The organism is Peptoclostridium litorale DSM 5388, assembly GCF_900141635.1.
GTDB classification, from domain to species: Bacteria; Bacillota; Clostridia; order Peptostreptococcales; family Peptostreptococcaceae; genus Peptoclostridium; species Peptoclostridium litorale.
Genome location: NZ_FSRH01000007.1, coordinates 164,013 through 185,508, shown reverse-complemented (window position 1 = coordinate 185,508; position 21,496 = coordinate 164,013). Strand labels below are relative to the sequence as shown.

General features: G+C 41.5%; 17 protein-coding genes and 2 other annotated features. Of the genes, 15 read left to right on the top strand and 2 right to left on the bottom strand.

Translation table 11 applies throughout. From position 1 onward, the window contains the following. Positions 1–266 precede the first annotated feature (266 nt). From BUQ87_RS08485 to BUQ87_RS08475, 3 genes are all read left to right on the top strand, one after another. Complete coding sequence (locus tag BUQ87_RS08485) at positions 267–2,321, top strand: methyl-accepting chemotaxis protein (protein ID WP_038262436.1); 2,055 nt, start codon at positions 267–269, stop codon at positions 2,319–2,321. A 199-nt stretch (positions 2,322–2,520) separates the two neighbouring features. Then, the gene (locus tag BUQ87_RS08480) at positions 2,521–4,428 is read left to right on the top strand and encodes a hypothetical protein (RefSeq protein WP_038262439.1); all 1,908 of its coding nucleotides are present in this window, start codon (positions 2,521–2,523) and stop codon (positions 4,426–4,428) included. Positions 4,429–4,587: 159 nt separating this feature from the next. Beyond that, the gene (locus tag BUQ87_RS08475) at positions 4,588–5,793 is read left to right on the top strand and encodes an S-layer homology domain-containing protein (RefSeq protein WP_038262442.1); all 1,206 of its coding nucleotides are present in this window, start codon (positions 4,588–4,590) and stop codon (positions 5,791–5,793) included. Positions 5,794–5,856: 63 nt separating this feature from the next. Here the strand turns inward: BUQ87_RS08475 and BUQ87_RS15475 are convergent, their stop codons facing one another. Next, positions 5,857–6,126 carry a hypothetical protein gene (locus BUQ87_RS15475; RefSeq protein WP_207647178.1) on the bottom strand — a complete coding sequence of 90 codons (270 nt, stop codon included), beginning with the start codon at positions 6,124–6,126 and terminating at the stop codon, positions 5,857–5,859. A gap of 689 nt (positions 6,127–6,815) precedes the next feature. Between BUQ87_RS15475 and BUQ87_RS08465 the strand changes: the two genes are divergently transcribed. The 11 genes from BUQ87_RS08465 (at position 6,816) to BUQ87_RS08415 (ending at position 19,604) form a co-directional block, all read left to right on the top strand. Beyond that, positions 6,816–9,191, top strand: a complete 2,376-nt coding sequence (locus tag BUQ87_RS08465; protein ID WP_038262448.1) for an endonuclease MutS2 — start codon at positions 6,816–6,818, stop codon at positions 9,189–9,191. Between the two features lie 3 nt (positions 9,192–9,194). Continuing rightward, complete coding sequence (locus BUQ87_RS08460; protein ID WP_242943815.1) at positions 9,195–9,662, top strand: 2-thiouracil desulfurase family protein; 468 nt, start codon at positions 9,195–9,197, stop codon at positions 9,660–9,662. Between the two features lie 119 nt (positions 9,663–9,781). Next, positions 9,782–10,813 (top strand): alpha-hydroxy-acid oxidizing protein, encoded by a 1,032-nt coding sequence (locus BUQ87_RS08455; RefSeq protein ID WP_038262451.1) that lies wholly within the window; start codon positions 9,782–9,784, stop codon positions 10,811–10,813. Between the two features lie 200 nt (positions 10,814–11,013). Next, positions 11,014–11,439, top strand: a complete 426-nt coding sequence (locus BUQ87_RS08450) for a nucleoside recognition domain-containing protein (protein WP_052635949.1) — start codon at positions 11,014–11,016, stop codon at positions 11,437–11,439. Further along, entirely contained in the window at positions 11,436–11,927 is a 492-nt protein-coding gene (locus BUQ87_RS08445; RefSeq protein ID WP_038262455.1) for a nucleoside recognition domain-containing protein, read from the top strand. Before BUQ87_RS08450 ends, BUQ87_RS08445 begins: the two co-directional genes overlap by 4 nt. 271 nt (positions 11,928–12,198) lie before the next feature. Then, positions 12,199–12,414, top strand: a complete 216-nt coding sequence (locus BUQ87_RS08440; RefSeq protein WP_038262459.1) for a hypothetical protein — start codon at positions 12,199–12,201, stop codon at positions 12,412–12,414. A 147-nt stretch (positions 12,415–12,561) separates the two neighbouring features. Continuing rightward, positions 12,562–12,802, top strand: a binding site (T-box leader). A gap of 59 nt (positions 12,803–12,861) precedes the next feature. Then, positions 12,862–13,102: a binding site (T-box leader), on the top strand. A gap of 169 nt (positions 13,103–13,271) precedes the next feature. Then, the gene (locus tag BUQ87_RS08435) at positions 13,272–14,090 is read left to right on the top strand and encodes a transporter substrate-binding domain-containing protein (protein ID WP_038262462.1); all 819 of its coding nucleotides are present in this window, start codon (positions 13,272–13,274) and stop codon (positions 14,088–14,090) included. Between the two features lie 128 nt (positions 14,091–14,218). Then, complete coding sequence (locus BUQ87_RS08430) at positions 14,219–15,424, top strand: argininosuccinate synthase (protein ID WP_038262465.1); 1,206 nt, start codon at positions 14,219–14,221, stop codon at positions 15,422–15,424. 29 nt (positions 15,425–15,453) lie between these two features. Next, entirely contained in the window at positions 15,454–16,767 is a 1,314-nt protein-coding gene (argH, locus tag BUQ87_RS08425) for an argininosuccinate lyase (RefSeq protein WP_038262469.1), read from the top strand. Between the two features lie 191 nt (positions 16,768–16,958). Beyond that, positions 16,959–18,659: an arginine--tRNA ligase gene (argS, locus tag BUQ87_RS08420; protein ID WP_038262472.1), complete on the top strand. Its 1,701-nt coding sequence runs from the start codon at positions 16,959–16,961 to the stop codon at positions 18,657–18,659. Between the two features lie 9 nt (positions 18,660–18,668). Further along, entirely contained in the window at positions 18,669–19,604 is a 936-nt protein-coding gene (locus tag BUQ87_RS08415; protein WP_038262476.1) for a hypothetical protein, read from the top strand. A gap of 60 nt (positions 19,605–19,664) precedes the next feature. Here the strand turns inward: BUQ87_RS08415 and BUQ87_RS08410 are convergent, their stop codons facing one another. Next, the gene (locus BUQ87_RS08410) at positions 19,665–19,859 is read right to left on the bottom strand and encodes a hypothetical protein (RefSeq protein WP_038262478.1); all 195 of its coding nucleotides are present in this window, start codon (positions 19,857–19,859) and stop codon (positions 19,665–19,667) included. Between the two features lie 225 nt (positions 19,860–20,084). On the opposite strand from BUQ87_RS08410, the gene BUQ87_RS08405 reads away from it, so the two are divergent. Further along, positions 20,085–21,488 carry a hypothetical protein gene (locus BUQ87_RS08405; protein ID WP_038262480.1) on the top strand — a complete coding sequence of 468 codons (1,404 nt, stop codon included), beginning with the start codon at positions 20,085–20,087 and terminating at the stop codon, positions 21,486–21,488. Positions 21,489–21,496: the final 8 nt, after the last annotated feature.

Genomic DNA, 21,496 nt, shown 5'->3' with positions numbered 1-21,496 from the left:
AAACATTGCATTGGTACAATACAGTTTAATAGGCAAGTATGAACAAAACAGCGCGGGGCCATTGCAATGGCCCCGCGCTGTTTTGTTTTAAAAAAAATTATGCTGTGGAAGCGCAAGTCCTAAATGCCGACTGTTTAATAATCGTGATCATCAAGTGTAGAAATGCAGGTATATATTTGCTATAATGGATTAAATCACTTTCGACAATAGTCGACAAAGCGTGAATCTGTAGTCATGGCAAAATATACAACAGGGGAGGACATTTAATGAAGAGTATTAAGAGCATAGTATCGGTTTCAATTGCAGTGATAATAGTGATGCTGTCTGTAATCCAGGCGGGAATAGGAAACTTCAATATGAGAAAGCACATGTCCAGGGAAATAGACTTATTCCTTCAGACGAGGGTTCAAAAGGAGGCTGCTTCCATAAATTCGATGTTTTCGAAGTGGGGCAAGTCGGGAGAGCTATATGCATCCAACATGGAGACTATGCCCGGATATGATACTGGAATGCTTTTGGATATCCTTGAAGAGTACATAAAGAGCGACGAGTTCACAGTTGGAGGGGGATTTTGGCTTGAACCCTATCAGTATGATAATGAACATGAATATTACGGGCCGTATATGTACAAGGACGGCGGACAGATAATACTCACATGGGATTACAGCAACCCTGAAGAAGACTATTTCAGCCAGAGCTGGTATGCTGATGGAATAAACAGCAACGAGAAGATAGTATGGAGCGAGCCCTATGCAGATGCAGTTACGGGTGTTCCCATGATAACGGTCACAAGCCCTATAAGCAAAAATGGGCAAAAGGCCGGCGTGGTTACAATAGACATAGGCCTTGAAGAGCTGCAAAAGCAGGTAGGCGATATAAAAATAGGGGAAGGTGGATTTGCATTCATAGTATCCAAGGAAGGCTACTATCTGGGGCACAGGGACTCGTCAAAGAATATGAACGGAAACATAACCCAGGAAAATGACCAGTATCTGAATGAATATGGACAGGAGATAGTTGCAGGAGAAAATCTGCACTCCAGAAAAATCAAACTTGAAGACAATGAGTATTTATCGTCGTATACATCTATAGGCGATACGGGTCTGAAGCTCGTGGTATTCATGCCTATTTCCGAAATATATGAGCCGCTGACAAAAATGCTTTTGACCAATGGAATATTGATATTGATTTCGGTAGTAATACTTATACTTTTCATATATGTATTCCTTAGCAAGCTGGTTATAAATCCCATAATGATGATAACGAGCGATGCACAAAAAATTGCAGAGGGCGACCTTAAAAAACATGAAAAGCTTGAATCTTTAAGCATGAAAAAGCATGAAATAGGAATGCTTTCAGGAGCATTTGTAGAGATGGGTTCGAACATTCAAAACCTCATACTTGAAATAAAGCAGACCACTGAAGATGTAATAGAATCATGCTCAAAGCTTGTTGACGTTTCAGCGGGAGTGGCTTCATCTTCAGAGCAAATCACAGCCACCGTGCATGAACTTGCAGGTGGAATTGTTGAACAGGCTGAAAGCACCCAGGTTGGAAATGAAATGGTGGACCAGATAATATCGGGACTTTCCGCAGTGAACAGTGATGCTGTGGAATGTGAAAGGCTTACAGTTGAGACCATGGAGATAGTTGAAGAAAGTTCAAATCAGATGAAATTCCAGCTTGAAAAAATGAATGAAAGCAAAGAGGCCACAAACAAGGTTTCAAATTCCATAGAAATGCTTTCTAAAAAATCGGATCAGATTGGTGACATCGTAAGCACCATAGAGGGCATAGCCCAGCAGACAAACCTTCTGGCGCTCAATGCAGCAATAGAAGCCGCCAGAGCGGGCGAGCAGGGGAAGGGATTTGCCGTTGTGGCAGACGAAGTTAGAGCGCTTGCAGAGCAGTCTTCGGCTTCCACTGACAAGATAAACGCCCTTATAAACGAAATACAAGGGTGCATAAACGATACGGTAAATGAAATGGGCGTAACTGAAACCACAATAGTCGAGCAGGAAAAAGCCGTTCATGAAATGGAAAAGGTTCTTAAAAGAATAATAGCTTCTGCAGGGGACGTTGCAAACAAGATAAAAAATATGTCTGACGACTCGAACAGACTAAATGAGAGCGCACAGCATGCCGTGGATGCCATAAATGGACTTGCGAGGATAGCGGAAGAAAGTGCGGCAGGGACTGAAGAAGTTGCAGCCACAGTGGAGCATAATATGGAATCTGTCAAAATAATAGAAGCCGAAGTCAATAATCTGAAAAAGATAGTTGAAATACTAGAACAGGGAACTGATAAATTCACGGTGTAAAAATAAAAAACAGGCCGCCATCTCAATTTCTATTTTGATGGCGGCCTGTTTTTTATTTCTTGAAATACGGGGATTTAAGCTGTTTTTAAGGAAAATGCTGTAGTATTAAAATAAAGTGTTAATGGCTGCTTTATTTTGGTTAATTATAGAAGGTATAGACATAAAAATACAAATTGAATATTGCATGGGAGGGATTGTAATGAGGTTTTTTAAAATGCTGTCAGCATGTTCTGTCATTATTTTCACATTATTGTTTCAAAATGTAAATGCGCAGGAGGCTGCAAAGCTTGGCAAAATAGTATACGAGGAAGAACAGAACATATACATAGAATATGGCGGCGATATATTGAAACTTAGGAAGGATTTTGCATCATACTATGAACATCTTTCTGAAGGAGAAAAGATGTCAGTAAGGCAGAATGTAAGAAAGGATTTTAAAAGCAGTGAATATTCAGTTAAGACTGACATTCCGGGAGTTGTGGATTTGGGAAGCGGAAGATTCAAATATTTCAGCGCTGAAAGGCTTGAAAATAAGCACAAGGACCTTGGAAAGACAATAGGAAGCTTTGGAATCAGCGATGCGGTGCTAAACCTTGGAAGGACTGACGGATACTATGGGGAATGGATTCCATCATATGTAGTCGACGGAGAACTCTATATAGTTGCAGAAAATTTGGCCGATTATGGCTACAGTGTGGACTGGGATGAAAAAAACAGAATAACTGTAATTGATTTTGAAGAGGGAAAGCAGGTTACAGGAACGAAAAGCCACATTAAGGAAAGCGGAAGCATATATGAAAGTGATGTTGAAATATGGATAGACGGGGCTAAAATGAATTCATACAATATAGGGGGATATTCTCTAATATCTGCAAGGCAGCTTGAAGAGAACCCGGACATGATGGTATTTCGGGATTACGATGAAGAAGATAGAAGTTTCAAGCTTTCAGGAAAAATAAGCCTTCCAAAAGGTCAGACTGCGCCAAATGGAGGACTTTCTGGGAATCTGGTGGTGTATACATATGGATACAAGGGAGCGCCTGAAGAGATTGCAAAATATCCATTTAGCATACCAGAAGGAGGGAACTCTATAAAGTATTTCATGGATGAGCAGTCTGTACAAAAGGAAAAAAGCTCATACGAACTGGAGTACCAGGATATATTCATAGGCTATGAGATTGAAGAAAATGAAAATTATATCGATGGAAAGCTTACCAACGAAGACGGACAGCCTGCTGAAAACTATGGAATGTTTGTATGCGGAATGGATGACTACAGCGTGGACTATGAGAATTTCAACATGGAGATATTTCCAAAGGCAAAATTGTCGGGCAGCATAAGGTTTGAAGATAATGTAAAGACATTGTTCAGTGACGGGCTCAGAGAGATCAGGGTAGAAGCTGTCAACGCGGATAATCCGGATGAGTGTATAAGCAAAACTTTTGAAGTGGGGCAAAATGAAACTGACATACCGTATTCAATGGAGCTCATAGGAGACAAAAACTATTTGATGCATTATGAAATAAAGCTTCATGGAATATTTCTTCCGAGATATGGGATTTGGGCTGGTGGCGAATACCCGAATCTTGCGAAGGGATACCTTGGAACAGACGGAGGAATAGTGGACGATATGGAAAAAGCAAATATTATAAACATGTCATCTGATATGAAGGACATGGATGTTTCAGTGCCTGCGCCTGATGGTAATGACTTGGTTATAGCAACTGTAGAAGGCACTGACATAAGCGTGTACGTGGAAGGCCAAAAGGTCAGGAGCGTCAACATCGGAGGAAATATGGCAATATATATTGAGGATTTAAAGGGTGCGGGTTTTGACGCGGCATTCAATGAAGATGGCGATGTGATATATCTTTCAAGGGCAGAAGGTCAATTAAATGGGGACGGTAAGGATTGGGAGTTTGACCAAGCGCAAATTGCTGCTGCATACGTAACATATACTGATATAAAGGCCTGCATAGGTGAGAAGAAAATAGACTTGTACAATTATGCAGACGAAATGCTTGTACTTGTAAAGAACCTTAAAATCGCAGGTTTAAAAGTTGAATTCGACGGTGAAAAAAGAAGGGTGGATATATACTGCAATTAAATAGTGAAATAAAAATGCACACGTAATCACGTGTGCATTTTTATTTGAGGGTGCCGAAATGGATTTTCAAATTAAATTTTAAAAGTTTACTGAAAAGAAAAAGGATGGGTATAAAAACAATGTGAGGGTTTAAATATTAGAGATTAAGGAGGTTTTGCCATGAAAGGATTAAAGAGGTTATTTACGTTTGCTGTTTCTATAGTTTTAATTTCTCAATTGGTGTGGGCTCAAAATTTAAATCAGTATGAAAACCATTGGGCTGCACAGCATATTCAAAAATGGATGGACAATGGCTGGATAAAGGGATACGAAGATGGCAGTGTGAGACCCGAGAACATGGTTACAAGAGCTGAATTCACTGCAATGATAAACAGGACGTTCATGTTCACTGAGAAGGCTGGAATGGAGTTTAGCGATGTGAAGAAATCAGACTGGTTTTACGATGAAATAGCAAAAGGCGTAAAAGCTGGCTATCTGAGCGGATATGAAGACGGCAGCGTAAGGCCGGACAAGCCTATATCAAGGCAGGAGGCAATATATGCTATTTATGGAATATTTGAAGCCGAGGGGATTGAAGAGTACACACTTTTAGTACCTGAGATAATGGATTATAATGACGTTTCACGATGGGCCGCAGAAGCTGTAGGATTTGGGTTTGAAAATGGCATAACAACCGGAGATGAAAAAGGGTACTTCAGGCCACAGGACAATATTACAAGGGCGGAGGCAATTGTAATGATTGACAGGGCAATAGCCCATATGGAAATGGAAAGAGAAAGGGACAGGGACAGGGAACCTCAGGATATGGACAAAGAGCAGGAGCAAGAACGGGAGCAAGAACGGGAGCAAGAACGGGAAGAATTGAAAGCTCCAGAAGGTTCATTTGACTATAGGGCTGTATATATAATAGAAAAATGGGTTTCGGGTGGAGACGTCTATGTGGAATTCGAAGAATATGATGAGGGGCTATTTGAAGTCAAGGTCAAAGATTTGGAATTTGACGAGATTGACGAACAAAGGCCGTATATAGTAAGGATAAAAAGTGACGAGATGGAGCTTATAAAGGATGAGGATTCAAACAAATTTGATATAGTATATGGAGTGGTCGTGGAAAAAAGGGGAGATATTATGGAAATTGACCCCACTCCTTCAAATGGGCAGGATGATGTAGTTCAATTGAATAACTCCGGAAGCAATACCGTATTGTATGAAGAGGACGACGATAAGGAATATGAAGACATCAGCGAAGGCGACTATGTCTGGATAGTAGTGGAAAGCAGTACAAGACCGAGAGTGATAGAAATCCTTACAGACGATGAGCTTAATGAGGACAGGGATGAGCCGCCCTACAGCGACGGCTATTAGAAGGAATGGAGTTTCACAAGATGTAAATCAAAACAATCCCGGCCGCATGCGGCCGGGATTGTTTTAAAGCATTTCTTTGCTGCTGACTATATTTGAAGATTTAGCGGTGCAGCCTTCTAGCTGGCTTCCATATATTATCTCTATTGTATTTTCAAGATTTTGAGGCGCGTATGCGGAGGCGTTAGAGATTGAATTTGTATTTGAAGGCCTGGATGCATTTACAGCTTGCCTTTGCGCCGGCTTTTTAGGTTTTTTGACTTTACATGACTTTGGTTTGAAAAGGCTTTGCATGTAATCGAATATGAAAAAGTCAAACAGCATTACGCCACCCATGAAAAACACTGTGACTGCAATATGCAGTTTGTTTTTGTCTGAGCCGGGGTTCATTATTATTCCGGATATGAAGAATACAAAAGTGGAGATCAGTGCTAAAAATAAAATATTGAAAATGGCAGCCGAAAGGCATTTTTTTCTGCCCTTTTTACAATCCATTTTGAAAGTGTATACATAAACAAGAAAAATAAATGGGTATATGTAAAAATAAAACTTAGTCCAATTAGACAAAAATTCGGGCTCGAAAAAATAAGCGAAGCTCAGCAGCGAATAGAAAATAAATCCAAGGAATATAAGAGTCCTTGTCATGATTTTAAATGGTTTAGGTCTTCCATTTCGTATTTTTTTTCTGACTGGATTTGGTGAAGAAGACATATTACTGCTCCTTTCTTTTATTATACAAAAACTCCATAGGATACATGTGAAATGTATGCTATATGAACTGCACATTAATATATTACCACATTAGACATGTTTTATAGGAGGGAATTTACAAATAGGGGTGATTTTGATTAAAAACGAACAGTTAGCACTATAGTTTGTTAAAGATTGGCTTGATAATGGATTGCAGTGAAAAGTGCTTATGGAATCAAAAACCAAATAATATCAAAAATATTTGAACTCCAACATATAAATGTGATAGTCTTAAATTTGGAGAATAAGTAAGTTATGGAGGAATATTATAGGAGATGAATAAAAAAGCGCTTAAGGTACTCGAGTACTATAAAATAATAGATATGCTGAAGGAAAGGGCGAGTTCGTCGCTTGGTAAAAAACTTGCGGATGAGCTTGAGCCTTCGAATTCATTTGAAGAGGTTGAGCACTGGCAGAAAGAGACAAGCGAGGCTCAATCGCTCATATTAAAATCAGGAAACATACCCCTTGGAGGGATACACGACGCAAGGCACCTTGTAAGAAGGGCAGGCATGGGATCGTCACTTGACCCGGGGCATCTTCTTGTTGTATGCGACACACTCAGGGCTGCAAGGAGAATGAAGTCGTTCATAGAAAAAAGGGAGGGAAGCGAGGAGTATCCGATACTCGCATCGCTTGCCCAAAACCTTTCAGTTTTCAGGGATATTGAAGAGGAGATAGAAAACAGCATAATAAGTGAACATGAGATATCCGATTCTGCAAGTCCGCAGCTTAGGAGCATAAGAAGAAGGATAGTTCAAAAAAATGAAGCCATAAGGTCGAAGCTGCATGCAATAATAACGTCGGCTTCACATCAAAAATATCTTCAAGACGCAATAGTGACAATAAGAGGGGACAGGTTCGTGGTTCCTGTAAAGCACGAGTACAAGTCCAACGTGCCTGGAATAGTCCATGATCAGTCATCGTCAGGGGCGACTCTTTTCATAGAGCCAATGTCGGTTGTAAACATGAACAATGAGCTAAGGGAGCTTAGGATATCTGAAAAGGATGAGATAGAGAGAATACTCAGGGAGCTTTCTGGAAAGGTTGGAGAAATTGAAGAAGAAATAGGCGTGAATCTTGACACTCTGGCCCAAATAGATTTCATATTTGCAAAAGGCAAGCTTTCTGTCAGCATGAGGGCCATAGAGCCAAGCATTTCAAATGACATGAAGCTTAGGATAAAAAATGCAAGGCATCCACTTATACCATCAAATCAGGTTGTGCCCATAAATATATGGCTTGGGGAGGATTTTACAACCCTTGTAATAACCGGTCCGAATACAGGGGGTAAGACAGTTACGCTTAAGACGGTGGGGCTTTTCAGCCTTATGAACCAAAGTGGGCTTCACGTACCGGCGGACTATGGAACGAGCATGTGCGTATTTGAAGACATATTCGCAGACATAGGGGACGAGCAGAGCATAGAGCAGAGCCTTTCAACATTTTCTTCACACATGACAAACATAGTGGAGATAACTAAAAATGTTACAAGCAATTCGCTTGTACTGTTTGACGAGCTCGGGGCGGGAACTGACCCTGTAGAAGGCGCGGCACTTGCCATGTCAATACTTGACGACCTCTATAAATTAGGGGTGAGGACAATAGCCACAACACACTACAGCGAGCTTAAACATTATGCGCTCACTAAGCCAGGAGTCGAAAACGCATCCGTTGAATTTGACGTAAAAACGCTCAGCCCGACATACAGGCTTCTTATAGGTGTTCCTGGAAAGTCAAATGCATTTGAAATATCAAAAAAACTTGGGTTGGACGACTATATAATAGACAATGCAAAAGAGCTTATAAGCAGGGAGAACATAGAGTTTGAAGATCTTCTTCAGGATATAGAGACAAAAAGGCAAAGGGCTCAAGAGGACAGCAAAAGAGCACTCATGGACAAGCAGGAGGCACAAAGGCTGAGGAAAGACCTTGAGGAGAAGAGGGAAAAGGTGGCTTCTCAAAGGGACAAGATAGTGTCCGAGGCAAAGAGGGAAGCTCAAAATATTCTCAAAAAGGCCAAGGCCGAGGCGGACGAAATAGTCAAAAAGCTGAGGCAGCTCGAAAAGTCCGGATACAGCAGCGAAATGGGCAAAAAGGTTGAAAAGCTAAGGCATGACATGAAAAAGTCCATGGGAAGCCTTGATGAGAGCGTGGACAAGCTGATACTTCCAAAGGCTGCAAAGAAAGAGATAAAGGGCCTCAAAGAGGGAGAAGAAGTCGAGGTTATAACGCTTGGACAAAAGGGAAGCGTAATATCGACGGATGAAAAGAAAAAGGAGGCCCTTGTCCAGATAGGAATAATGAAGATGAACCTTCCTTATGCCTCTCTTCAGAGGATCAAAAAAGATGAGTCGAAGAAGAAACACTCTGGAGCAGGAAAGATAATGAAGAGCAAGTCGCAGAGCGTAAAGATGGAGATAGACCTTCGGGGCATGAACCTTGAGGAGGCAATGTACGAGGTGGACAAATACCTTGACGACGCATATATTGCAGGACTTGAAAAAGTGACTATAATACACGGCATTGGAACCGGAGTGCTGAAATCGGGAATAAAGCAGATGCTCAAGAAGCACTCCCATGTGAAAAGCGCCAGGGATGGAGGCTACGGGGAAGGAGGAGCAGGTGTTACAGTCGTGCACCTCAAATAAAGAGTGGACAAGTCAAAATGCAAAGGCAAGATACTTGTAGCGGAATGCCTTTTAGGCGTGAGCTGCAGATATGACGGGGGAGACGCCGTCAGTGAAAACGTCATGGAGTTTTTAAAGGGCAAAGACTTTGTGCCTGTATGTCCGGAGCAACTGGGTGGGCTTTGTACTCCAAGGCCTCCTGCCGAAATAGACTCCGGAGGCGGATTTGACGTTCTGGATGGAAAAAGCCGTGTGCTTTCAAAAGACGGGTATGACTTTACAAAGGCCTATGTAAAAGGAGCACAAGAAGCCTTGAAAATAGCCAAAATGACCGGCTGCAATATGGCTTTGCTCAAGGAAAAGAGCCCTTCGTGCGGAGTTCACAGTATTTACGACGGAAAATTTTCAGGAACTCTAAAGGACGGGTGCGGAGCGTTTTGCGCGCTTCTTAAAAGGGAAGGCGTAGAGGTTATGAGCGATATGGACTTATAAAAACTTGCATTGGAATGTTGTGAATATTGAGAAATTTCATGGAGACTTTTAGCATTAATCTGATAAAATAGTGACTGTGGCATATGAAATATTAGATAAATTCAAGGGGGTTTTGGGATATGGACATAAAAGATGTAAAGCAGCTTGCAAGAGAGCGTATGAAGGGATACTGCAATGTATGCAGAGAGTGCAACGGAGTGGCTTGCGCAGGGCAGGTTCCAGGAATGGGTGGAGCAGGCACAGGGGATGCATTCAAGAGGAATTTTGAAGCTCTCAAGAATGTTAAGGTTGTGCTTAGGACCCTTCACAATTCAAAAGATCCAGACACAGGCATTGAAGTGCTTGGACAAAAGCTTTCACTTCCTCTGATTACGGCTCCTGTTACGGGAAGCGGAATCAACATGGGAGGATATCTTACAGAAGAGCAGTACTGCGATGCTGTTGTAGAGGGAAGCAAAGCCGCCGGTACAATGGCCATGGTTGGAGACAGCGGAAAGCCTGAATTTTACGTGGCCGGGCTTGACAGCGTAAAAAGGGCTGGCGGAGAAGGAATTGCAATAATAAAGCCAAGAGAAAACGATGCTGTAATAGAGAGAATAAAAATGGCTGAAGAGGCTGGAGTCAAGATGGTTGGAATGGACATAGACGGAGCTGGGCTTGTTACAATGGCTCTTTTTGGACAGCCTGTAGGCCCTAAGAGCGTAGAGGACCTTGCGCAGATCAAAAAGTCAACAGACCTTCCATTCATACTAAAGGGAATAATGACACCTGAAGAAGCAGAGCTTGCTGTTGAAGCCGGGGTGGACGCGATAGTCGTTTCAAACCACGGAGGAAGGGTTCTAAACCACACGATGGGGGTTGCTGAGGCGCTTCCGGCGATTGCAAGAGCGGTAAAGGGCAAGATAACAATACTTGCAGACGGAAATGTCAGGGAAGGCGTTGACATACTAAAATACATAGCTCTCGGAGCAGATGCGGTGCTCGCTGCAAGACCGGTGATATGGGGAGCCGTAGCAGGAAATGAAGATGGCGTTAAGACTGTGATCGATACATTTAGAAACCAGCTTTACCAGGCGATGATACTTACTGGATGCAACGACGTAAAGTCTATAGATGAGAGCAAAATAGTGAACCTCAACGCTGTAAAGTAAAAGCGTTATACAGAATCTGAGACATTCAGACCTGTTAGACTATATAAATAATGAACCCCGCAAATACAAGAGAAAAATCCTCTATTTTGCGGGGTTTTGCTGTATTGGCTTTGATATTTACATAAAGTGGTGTTAGACTATTACTAACGATCCGGTTATAGTGACTGGGAGAATTGAATTTTTTGAAAAGGAGAGTTTTTATGATTAATTCAGTAAAAGCGGGAGCCGCTAAAGGCATTCAGACTACTGCTTTTCTAGCAAAAATAGTTATCCCGGTATATTTTGTTGTAACCATAATACAGCACACGGCAATGATAGACATAATAGCGAAACTGTTCAGTCCCATAATGTCACTGTTCAACCTTCCGGGAGAGGCTGCAATAGTTCTTGTGCTTGGAAACTGCCTCAACATATATGCTGCAATCGGTGCCATGAGCGCGATAGATCTTACTGTTCACCAGGCGACTACAATAGCTCTCATGCTTTCGTTTTCACACTCTCTTTTCATGGAGACGGCTGTTGTAAAAATGCTTGGGACAAGCGCTTCTAAGGCGGTATTTACAAGGCTTGCTATGATGGTTATAGCGGGAGTGGCATCAGGCCACATCGGAGGTGCACTTCTATGATGGATATAATACTGGATGCGGGATACGGAAGCATTAAATCTGTTGCAGGCATAGGTATGATAGTTGTGCCTCTTATGATTGTAATGCAGGTTCTAAAGGACTGCAGAGTTCTTGACAAGATTGCTGACATATTAAGGCCCATGACTGAATTTTTCGGCATGTCCAAGGAGGCGTCATTTCCTCTAATAGTGGGTCTTGTATTCGGACTTTCATATGGAGCAGGCGTGATAGTCCAAAGCAGCAAGGAGGGCAACCTCACTAAAAAAGACGTGGTGCTTATGGTGCTTTTTCTCATAAACTGCCATGCGGTGTTCGAGGACACGCTAATATTCGTGGCGGTCGGGGCCAATGGATGGGTGCTTCTACTGGCAAGAACGGCTGCGGCTGTAGCCCTGACATATTTCATGTCAAAGAGGATAAGGAATCTAGATGAAAACAAGCTCATGGAGGCTGCAAGCGGAAACGGATGTGGCCATCACCACGGATAACACAAAAAGGCCAAGCGTATGGAATGGTTCAATTCCATACGCTTGGCCTTTTAATTGGCATGAAATTCGTATTTGTAAATATTGCATAGTGAACATTTGTTTTGCATTTTGGTCGTTGCACCAGATTTGATGTATAATAAAATGTGAACATATGTTGCGGAAACCGTAGAGTTTATATATTTCTATATGAAATTTTGTTCTAATGGGCTTAAACGGGGTATAAAATAAAAAATGAAATTTTAATTGAACAAATACTTGGAGGTGGAAACTTATGATAACCATAGATATACAGCAGCCCCAGAAAAAGAAAAAAAGACATAAGACAGGAAGGGGAAGTTTCAAATTCCAAAACGACCTCAATAGCTACATAAGTGGAAAATATATAAATGAGACATATAAGGGCAAAAGTAAAAGGGCTGCCATGCTTTTTGTAGCTACAGTTGCTGTTGCAGTGGTTGCGGGAATGAAATTCATTGGGATCATATGATTTATCCAGGTGTTTAAATATTTTTTTATAAGAAAAAAATATTTAGGGGTTGACTCTGATTGATAAACAGACTATACTCTTATTCAAGAATTAACTTGCGAAAACATCAGATAAATATGGTGGTGTGAGAGTTATAAAAAATGATAACCAAATCTATTGATTGGGAGAGTAGATAAATCGTTTTGTCAAAGCGAGCCGGAGTTGGTGAGAGTCCGGAACAAAGGTTTTATTGAAGCGTACCCATGAAGAGATTTTCTGAAAGAGAAATCGAGTAGGAAAATCCGGAAGCCCCCGTTAAGGGCCTTGAGTGAAAATGAGTATACTGTCTGACTTTGCAGGCGGGCTCATTTTAAGAAGAGTGGTAACGCGGATAAGCTTCGTCTCTTACATTAGTGTAAGTGCGGGGTTTTTTTATTACAATTTTACACAAATATATTGAATAAGAGTTCAAATCTATTGATTGGGAGAGTAGATAAATCGTTTTGTCAAAGCGAGCCGGAGTTGGTGAGAGTCCGGAACAAAGGTTTTATTGAAGCGTACCCATGAAGAGGTTTTCTGAAAGAGAAATCGAGTAGGAAAATCCGGAAGCCCCCGTTAAGGGCCTTGAGTGAAAATGAGTATACTGTCTGACTTTGCAGGCGGGCTCATTTTAAGAAGAGTGGTAACGCGGATAAGCTTCGTCTCTTACGTTAGTGTAAGTGCGGGGTTTTTTTTATTACAATTTTACATTTAAGACTATGCCTGATTTGGGTATTAAAAGAAGATGGGGAGGTGAAAAGCTGCAAAAAACTGAAACTTGGAATGCTATTAATATTTGAATTTATAAAAAATCTAAAAAATTGAAAGGGAGATGTTTTATGAAAAATCTAAAAAAGATATTGGCTGTTGTACTTTCGGTAATGATTGTATTTTCTGTTGTAGGGTGTGGGCAAAAGGAAGAGGCTCAAGAAGCTGCAAAGACAAAGCTTGAGCAGATAAAGGAAAGCGGACAGCTTGTAATAGGAACTAGTGCTTCATATCCTCCGTACGAATTCCACAAGCAAATAGATGGAAAAGACCAGATAGTTGGATTTGACATTGAAATAGCAAAAGAGATAGCAAGCGACCTTGGAGTCGAGCTTGTAATAAAGGACATGAAGTTTGAAGGACTTCTTGCAGCACTGAATACAGGAAAGATAGACATGGTAATTGCGGGAATGACTCCGACGGAAGAAAGAAAGAAAAGCGTAGACTTCTCAAAAGTATACTATGTTGCAACACAGTCGGTAATAGTAAAGGCGGACCAAGTTGAAAACTTCAAGACTCCAGAAGACCTTAAGGACAAGATGATAGGAGTTCAAAAGGGAACGCTTCAGGAAGAAATAGCAAAGGGTGTAGTTCCTGCAGATCAGATAAAGGGCCTTGGAAAGGTTGCAGACGTAATACTTGAACTTAAAGGCGACAAGGTTGACGCGATAATAGTTGAAAGCCCTGTTGGAAAGGCTTATGCGAAAAACAATGACGATCTTGGGGTTGCAGAGATAGACTTCAACACTGGAGACAGCGGATCTGCAATAGCGATTAAAAAGGGAAGCACGGATTTTGTAGCGGCTGTGGATGCTACACTTGACAGACTTATGAATGACGAAAAGATAGACGAGTTCGTGGCTGCTGCTACAGAACTTGCAGACAATTAATACAGGTATGAATTTAAAATAGTAAAACAGCTTGCGGTCTTGATTTTACCCGGCTGCAGGCATACTATAAAATTATAAAAAATAAAGAGCATACAACTTACATTAACAATTGAAAGGGGATATATGACATGAAAGAAAAAGTTATACTAGCGTACTCTGGAGGACTTGACACATCTATAATAATACCTTGGATAAAGGAAAACTACGATTTAGATATAATAGCTGCCTGCATAAACGTGGGACAGGACGACGATATGAGCAAGGTTGAAGAAAAGGCTATAAAATCAGGAGCTTCAAAAGCTTATATTGAAAACGTGGTTGACGAGTTTGTAAGCGACTATGTATACAAGGCTATAAAGGCAAATGCGGTTTACGAAGATAAATACCTTATGGGAACTTCTATCGCAAGACCTCTTATAGGAAAGAAGCTTGTTGAAATAGCACACAAGGAAGGAGCCAAGTACATAGCTCATGGATGTACTGGAAAGGGAAATGACCAGGTTAGATTCGAGGCCGCAATAGCAGCGCTTGACCCTAGCATAAAGGTAATAGCTCCTTGGAGAATATGGGACATAAGCTCAAGAGAAGATGCCATAGACTATGCGAATGAAAAGGGAATAGAAATTCCAGTCACAAAGGAAAAGATATATTCAAGAGACATGAACCTTATGCATATAAGCCACGAGGGCGGGGCTATAGAAGATCCTAAAAATGAGCAGCCTGAAGATCTATACATTATGACTAAGACCCTTGAAGATGCAAAGGACGAGGCTGAGTACGTGGAGCTTTATTTTGAAAACGGTGAGGCTGTAAAGCTCAACGGAAAGGAAATGAAGCCATCGGCAATACTTGCAGAGCTTAACAAGATAGGCGGAGAGCACGGAATAGGAATAGAGGACATACTTGAAAACAGACTAGTAGGAATGAAGTCTAGAGGAATATACGAAACACCGGGAGCTACAATACTGATGAGCGCTCATAAGGAGCTTGAGCATCTTTGCCTTGACAAATTGACATACCAGTACAAGCAGATGCTTTCGCTTAAATATGCAGAGCTTGTATACAACGGAACTTGGTTCTGCCAGCTTAGAGAAGCTCTTGACGCATTCATAGACAAGACTCAGGAGACTGTTACTGGATGGGTTAAGCTTAAGCTTTACAAGGGTAATATAATATTCGCTGGAATGGATTCTCCATATGCGCTTTATGAGCACAGCATATCTTCATTTGGAGCAAGTGACTTCTACGACCAAAAGGATGCTACAGGATTCATAAACATATTCAATCTGCCTCTTAAGATACAGGCGATGACAAACAAAAAGAATGAAAAATAAAGCGTAAAATAAAAAGGACGGTATGAGATATGAAGCTATGGGGCGGAAGATTTAAAACAGAAGAAAGCAAGCTGATGGAAGATTTCAACACATCGCTTCCTTTCGACAGAAGACTTTACAAGCAGGACATAGTGGGAAGCATAGCACATGTCAACATGCTTTCAAAATGCAATATACTTACTGGCGAAGAAGCCGGTAAGATAGAGGAAGGATTAAAGTCGATACTCGAAGACATCGAAAGCGGAAAGCTTTCAGTGGAAGGTGACTATGAGGACATACACTCTTTCATGGAGGTCAACCTCATAAAGAGAATAGGCGAGCTTGGAAAGAAGCTCCACACTTCAAGATCTAGAAACGACCAGGTTGCAGTGGACATGAGAATGTTCGCAAAGGAAGAAGCAATCGAGATTGCAAATGAGCTTGGGTTGCTTCTGGAGACAATCAAAAAGCTGGCGGATGAAAACAGGGTCATAATGCCTGGGTACACCCACCTTCAAAGGGCGCAGGTTGTAACGTTCAAGCACCACATGATGGCTTACTACAGCATGTTTTCAAGGGACAAGAAGAGGGTTGAAAACGCCATAGACATACTTGATGAGAGTCCCCTTGGATGCTGTGCGCTTGCTGGAACGACATACGATATAGACAGGAATGTCACAAGTGATGCGCTTGGTTTTAAAAAGCCCGTGGACAATTTCATGGATGGAGTTAGCGACAGGGACTACCTTCTTGAGCTTTGCTCGTGCTTTTCGATAATAATGATGCACATGAGCAGGCTGAGCGAAGAGCTTATAATATGGAGCAGCCAGGAGTTTAAATTTGTAGACATGTCAGATGCTTTTTCGACTGGAAGCAGTATAATGCCTCAAAAGAAGAATCCTGATGCGGCAGAGCTTATAAGAGGAAAGACTGGAAGGGTTTACGGAAGCCTTATGTCGCTTCTTACAACTCTAAAGGGACTTCCGCTTGCATACAACAAGGACATGCAGGAAGACAAGGAGCAGTTCTTCGACTCGCTTGACACAGTTATGGCCTGCATAAAGGTGATGAATGGGATGCTTTCTACAATAAAGGTCAACGAGGGCAATATGAGAAAGGCCGTAAAGCATGGATTCCTAAATGCAACAGAGGTTGCAGACTACCTTGTAAACAAGGGAGTTGCATTCAGGGACGCCCACGGAATAGTCGGACAGATAGTGATATACTGCGAGGACAAGGGCTGCGGGATAGAAGACCTTAGCCTTGAAGAGTTCCAAAAATTCGACGATTCGTTCGGCGATGATATATACGGCTTTATAGACTACGACAATGTACTTGAAAAGGGCATCAAAAAATATCTTTAAAAAAGACTGAAAATGAAGGTTTTTGCCTTCATTTTCTTTTGCCCCTTGATTTTATCCGATTTTTTATATATCATTTATTCAGAAATACAATTTGGCTTTACAAAAAATCCCCTTAGGGGTTCGACTCTGGAAAATTATTAATCCAGAGTCTTTTGCAGTTTGGTTAAGCCGACAACGGGAGGAAAATTTAAATGAGAGATTATAAATTGGACGTGGCGAATGCCATAGCCCAAAAAGTTGAAGAGCTTGAGCTGGAAGGCATACTGGAATCGATAGAGGTACCGCCTAACAAGGAGATGGGGGATTACGCTTTCCCATGCTTCAAGCTTGCAAAGATATTCAGGAAGGCTCCTAACATGATTGCCCAGGAAATATCAGAGAAGGTTGAAAATGGCGAATACCTTGAAAGGGCAGAGCCTGCCGGAGGATATGTAAACTTCTTCGTAAACAAGTCTTCAATGGCAAAATCCGTTGTGGATGAAGTGATTTCAAAGGGAGCAGACTATGGAAAGAGCGACTTTGGAAAGGGCAAGAAGGTAATAGTGGAGTTTTCTTCTCCAAACATAGCAAAGCCTTTTCACATAGGACACATAAGAAGTACAGTGATAGGAAACTCAATACACAAGATATATGATGCAATGGGATACGACACGGTGACAGTCAACCACCTTGGGGACTACGGAACTCAGTTCGGAAAGCTCATAGTTGCCATAAAGAAATGGGGAGACGAAAAGGTAATACAGGAAAACCCTATAAAGGAACTTCTTAAGATATACATAAAGTTCCACGATGAAGCTGAGAAGGAGCCAGCGCTTGAAGACGAGGCGAGAATGTGGTTCAAAAAGCTTGAAGACGGGGACGAAGAGGCTCAAAGACTTTGGAAGTGGATAAGAGACGTATCGCTTATTGAGTTTGGAAGAGTTTATGACATGCTTGGAATCAAATTCGACTCATATGCCGGAGAGAGCTTTTATTCTGACAAGATGGACAAAATAGTGGGCATAATGGAAGACAAGAGCATACTTAAAAAGTCTGAAGGTGCGGACATTGTGGATCTTGAAGAGCACTCTATGCCCCCGGCTCTTATAAGAAAGAGCGACGGGTCTACTCTTTATATAACAAGGGACATAGCTGCCGCAGTTTACAGAAAAGAGCACTACGACTTCTTCAAGAACATATATGTAGTTGCATCTCAGCAGAATCTTCACTTCAAGCAGTGGTTCAAAGTACTAGAGCTTATGGGCTTTGACTGGGCCAACGAGTGCGAGCACGTGCCTTTCGGCCTTGTGAGCCTTGAAGAGGGAACTCTTGCGACTAGAAAGGGAAGAGTTGTATTCCTTGAGGACGTTCTAAAAAAGGCTGTTGAAAAGACAACAGACATAATAAAGGAAAAGAATCCAAACCTTGAAAACATAGACCAGGTTGCAAGACAGGTTGGAATAGGCGCTGTAATATTCCAGGAGCTTTACAACAACAGAATAAAGGACTACACTTTCTCGTTCGACAGAACACTTAGCTTTGAAGGAGAGACTGGGCCATACGTTCAGTACACTCATGCAAGAGCGTGCTCTGTACTTAGAAAAGCGGGAGAGTACGACAAAGACAGCATAGACTACTCTGTTCTTACGGCTGCGGACGAATTCGACCTTGTAAAGGAACTTGAAAAGATGCCAAAGGCAGTTGCGGACGCATGCGCTAAAAACGAGCCTCATGTGGTTTCTAGATACGTTATGGACGTTGCAAAGGCATTCAACAAGTTCTACCACAACAACCAGATAATAATAGACGACGAGACGCTCAAAAACGCAAGACTGGCACTTGTTGATGCGACAAGACAGACAATAAAAAATTCTCTTACTCTTCTTGGTGTGGAATCTCCAGAGAGAATGTAGAGGCGCGGCATGGAAAAAAGAATAAGAAATTCCATAGCATATTCTTTTTTGACAGATGATGCAAACATAAGAAATCTCATAGTATTAAACGCAAAATCCCTTGTGGACGACAAAGAGGGAAAAGCCGTACGCATAGACGAAAAAAGGCTTAAAGGCGAGCTTTTATACTATAGATACTATTTTGAAAACCACAAGAGGGGCATATACGGACTTGCCCCTCTTATCTGCGTGATTGCATCGAACAAGAATAAAAATGCATCAGAACTCGAGGCTGTAAAAAGCATCAGTGCATATGCCAATGCTGTTTTTGGATCAAAGCATGAGAACATGATTTCGGCAATGCTGCTGAGCAATGCATACCATAAAATACTGCAAAAGCCAGGCATAGACATAGAGGAGCTGGCGGAATATTTAAAAGGCGAAGTTGCAAACATAAGCTTTGAATGCAGTGGCAGCATGGACATAATAAACGTTGAAAAGGCCAGAATATATTCAATGCAAAAACTTGACAGGCTGCTTAGAGGAGACCTTGAAGGCATAGGCGAGAAAAATCCTGTAGATGCGCTTTTGAGGGTGCTGCATCAGATATTCATAGAGGACTTCGATGAAAGCGATAATGAGCTTTTGAGCGTCAAAAAAGCGCTTATGGGAGCGGCAGGCGTAAAGATTGAGGAAGACCCATTGAAGCTGGGCATAGAAAACTGGGAATTCCTATGCAGTATGGTGGATTATATATTAAAGCTCAGGGAATACTCGATAGGAAAAGAATACCTTCAGGAAGGAGGCGACCCCAGAAACCTTGTGCGCCTGAAAAAGGGAGAACTCTTTGCTGACCCAATAATGGGAAACGTGATTGTCGAGGACGTATTCATGTCGGAGGGCGTATTGAACATTCAAATAAAAGCGAAAGCTGGAAAATATGTATTTAGATTCAAAAAAAAGTAGGGGCTCAGTATGGGCCCCTGTTTGTTATGTGAAAATAAAGACAGTTTAAACTTATGATATTTATTTTTCTAGAAATTTCATGAAGTCCTCGGATGAAGATTCAGTCAGGAAACAAAGCTCTTCAAGTATACTGCTTTTAAGCTGTACAAATTCATCAATGCCCGTCTTTTCAAAAGTGAATTCAAGAGACTTGAGAATAAGCAGCAACTCTTTTTTGGAAATTTGTTCAATAGATATCTTTTCGAAATCTTCCACAATTCACACCCCTTTATGAAAATCCAGCTGAATGCCAGAAATATTTTGTTTTTAAAAGGCCATATAAAGTATTTTACCATAAATAATATGGATGTGCCTTAAACGTAATAAATTTGTAAACAATAGCCTACTAAAATGATTTATTATAGTAGGTGTAGAGAATCAATGACAAAGGACTTATAAAATTCAATGTGAAAACAGAGGATATGCAAAGGAGAGAAATTAGTGGATGTAAAAAAAAGGCTTGCAGCCATTGTGATTTTAGCCGCACTCGTATTTTCAGGGTGCAGTGATATGCTCCTTAAAGAGCCAAAAGAGCTTATGAAGCCGCCGCGCCTCAGCCGAGGCCAGGAAAAGATAAGAAAGTTTATTTCAAATACAATACCGGAGGAATGCGTATTGTCGGCACCGCTAGAGATGAAAAAGCTTGCAGCCATAAATTTTGTAGACATAAATGCCGACGGAACAGACGAAATAATAGCGTTTTACAAATACAGGGAGCATCCGAGATATGGGATGCTTGTAATAGGCCAGGATGGGGGCAAGCTTAAAAAGATGACAGACATAGAGGCTCCAGGAGAAGGGATAGACTATGTGAGCTTTATAGACATGGATTATGACGGACTGTCCGAAATACAAATAGGATGGGAGGCCCATGCAAATGAAAAAGACTATAGGGAGCTTTATATATACAGATTCAACAATGCAAGACTTGAAAAGGTGTTTTCGAGTGAATATGACGAGCTGGCAATAGACAATCTGGACAGCGACAGATCATTTGAGATAGTGCTGCTGAATTTGCAGGGGCAGTACGGCGAAGATGGCGTATATGCGCAGCTTTTCAAATATAGAGACCAGTCAGTTGAAAAGACAGACGAATTGCAGCTGGAGCCATATGAATATATAACCGATTTCTATTCGGTGAAGTCGGGAAGGCTGTCTGAAGGCAAAAAGGGAGTGTTCATTGACTTTAGATATTCAAGCGAGTCTTTTGCCACTGAGGTGCTTATTGTAGAAAATTCAATGCTTGAGAGAGTATTTAAAAGACAAACTTATAGAGAATATGCGCAGTTTGACGAAATATACGAAGAGACGTACAAGGTGTACGAAATTGACAGCAGTGATGTCGACGGGGACGGGGTGGTTGAGATAGGAAAGCCCATAAGACCTTTGGGATATGAGGATGCCCCGAAATTATCAATCCCGTGGATATGGGGATGGTACAAGTGGGACGGGGACGGCGGACTTAGACTTTCAAGGGAGAGTTTTTTGAACTCGTCGGAAGGATATGAGCTTTTGTTTCCCGAAAGGTGGAATGACAATATGACTGTTACAAGGTCCGGCTTTGGAGAAAAGCCGGGCTGGATCACCATAAGCTATATTGAAAAAAATGCCCAAAAAGTGATTCCGATTTACACCATATTTACGATTAATTCGGAACTTGAGTACAATAAAAACCAGTATAAAGATTTGAATAGATTCATGGGGATAAAAGGAAAAGACGGAGCGAGATATATTTTGAGGAGTGACTACAAGGACAATGAAATAACAGAACTGGCCGACGATGAGTACAGAAATATGATAATGACAAGGGACGAGATATTTGACAATTTTAAAATACTGAGATAGCGGGGAGG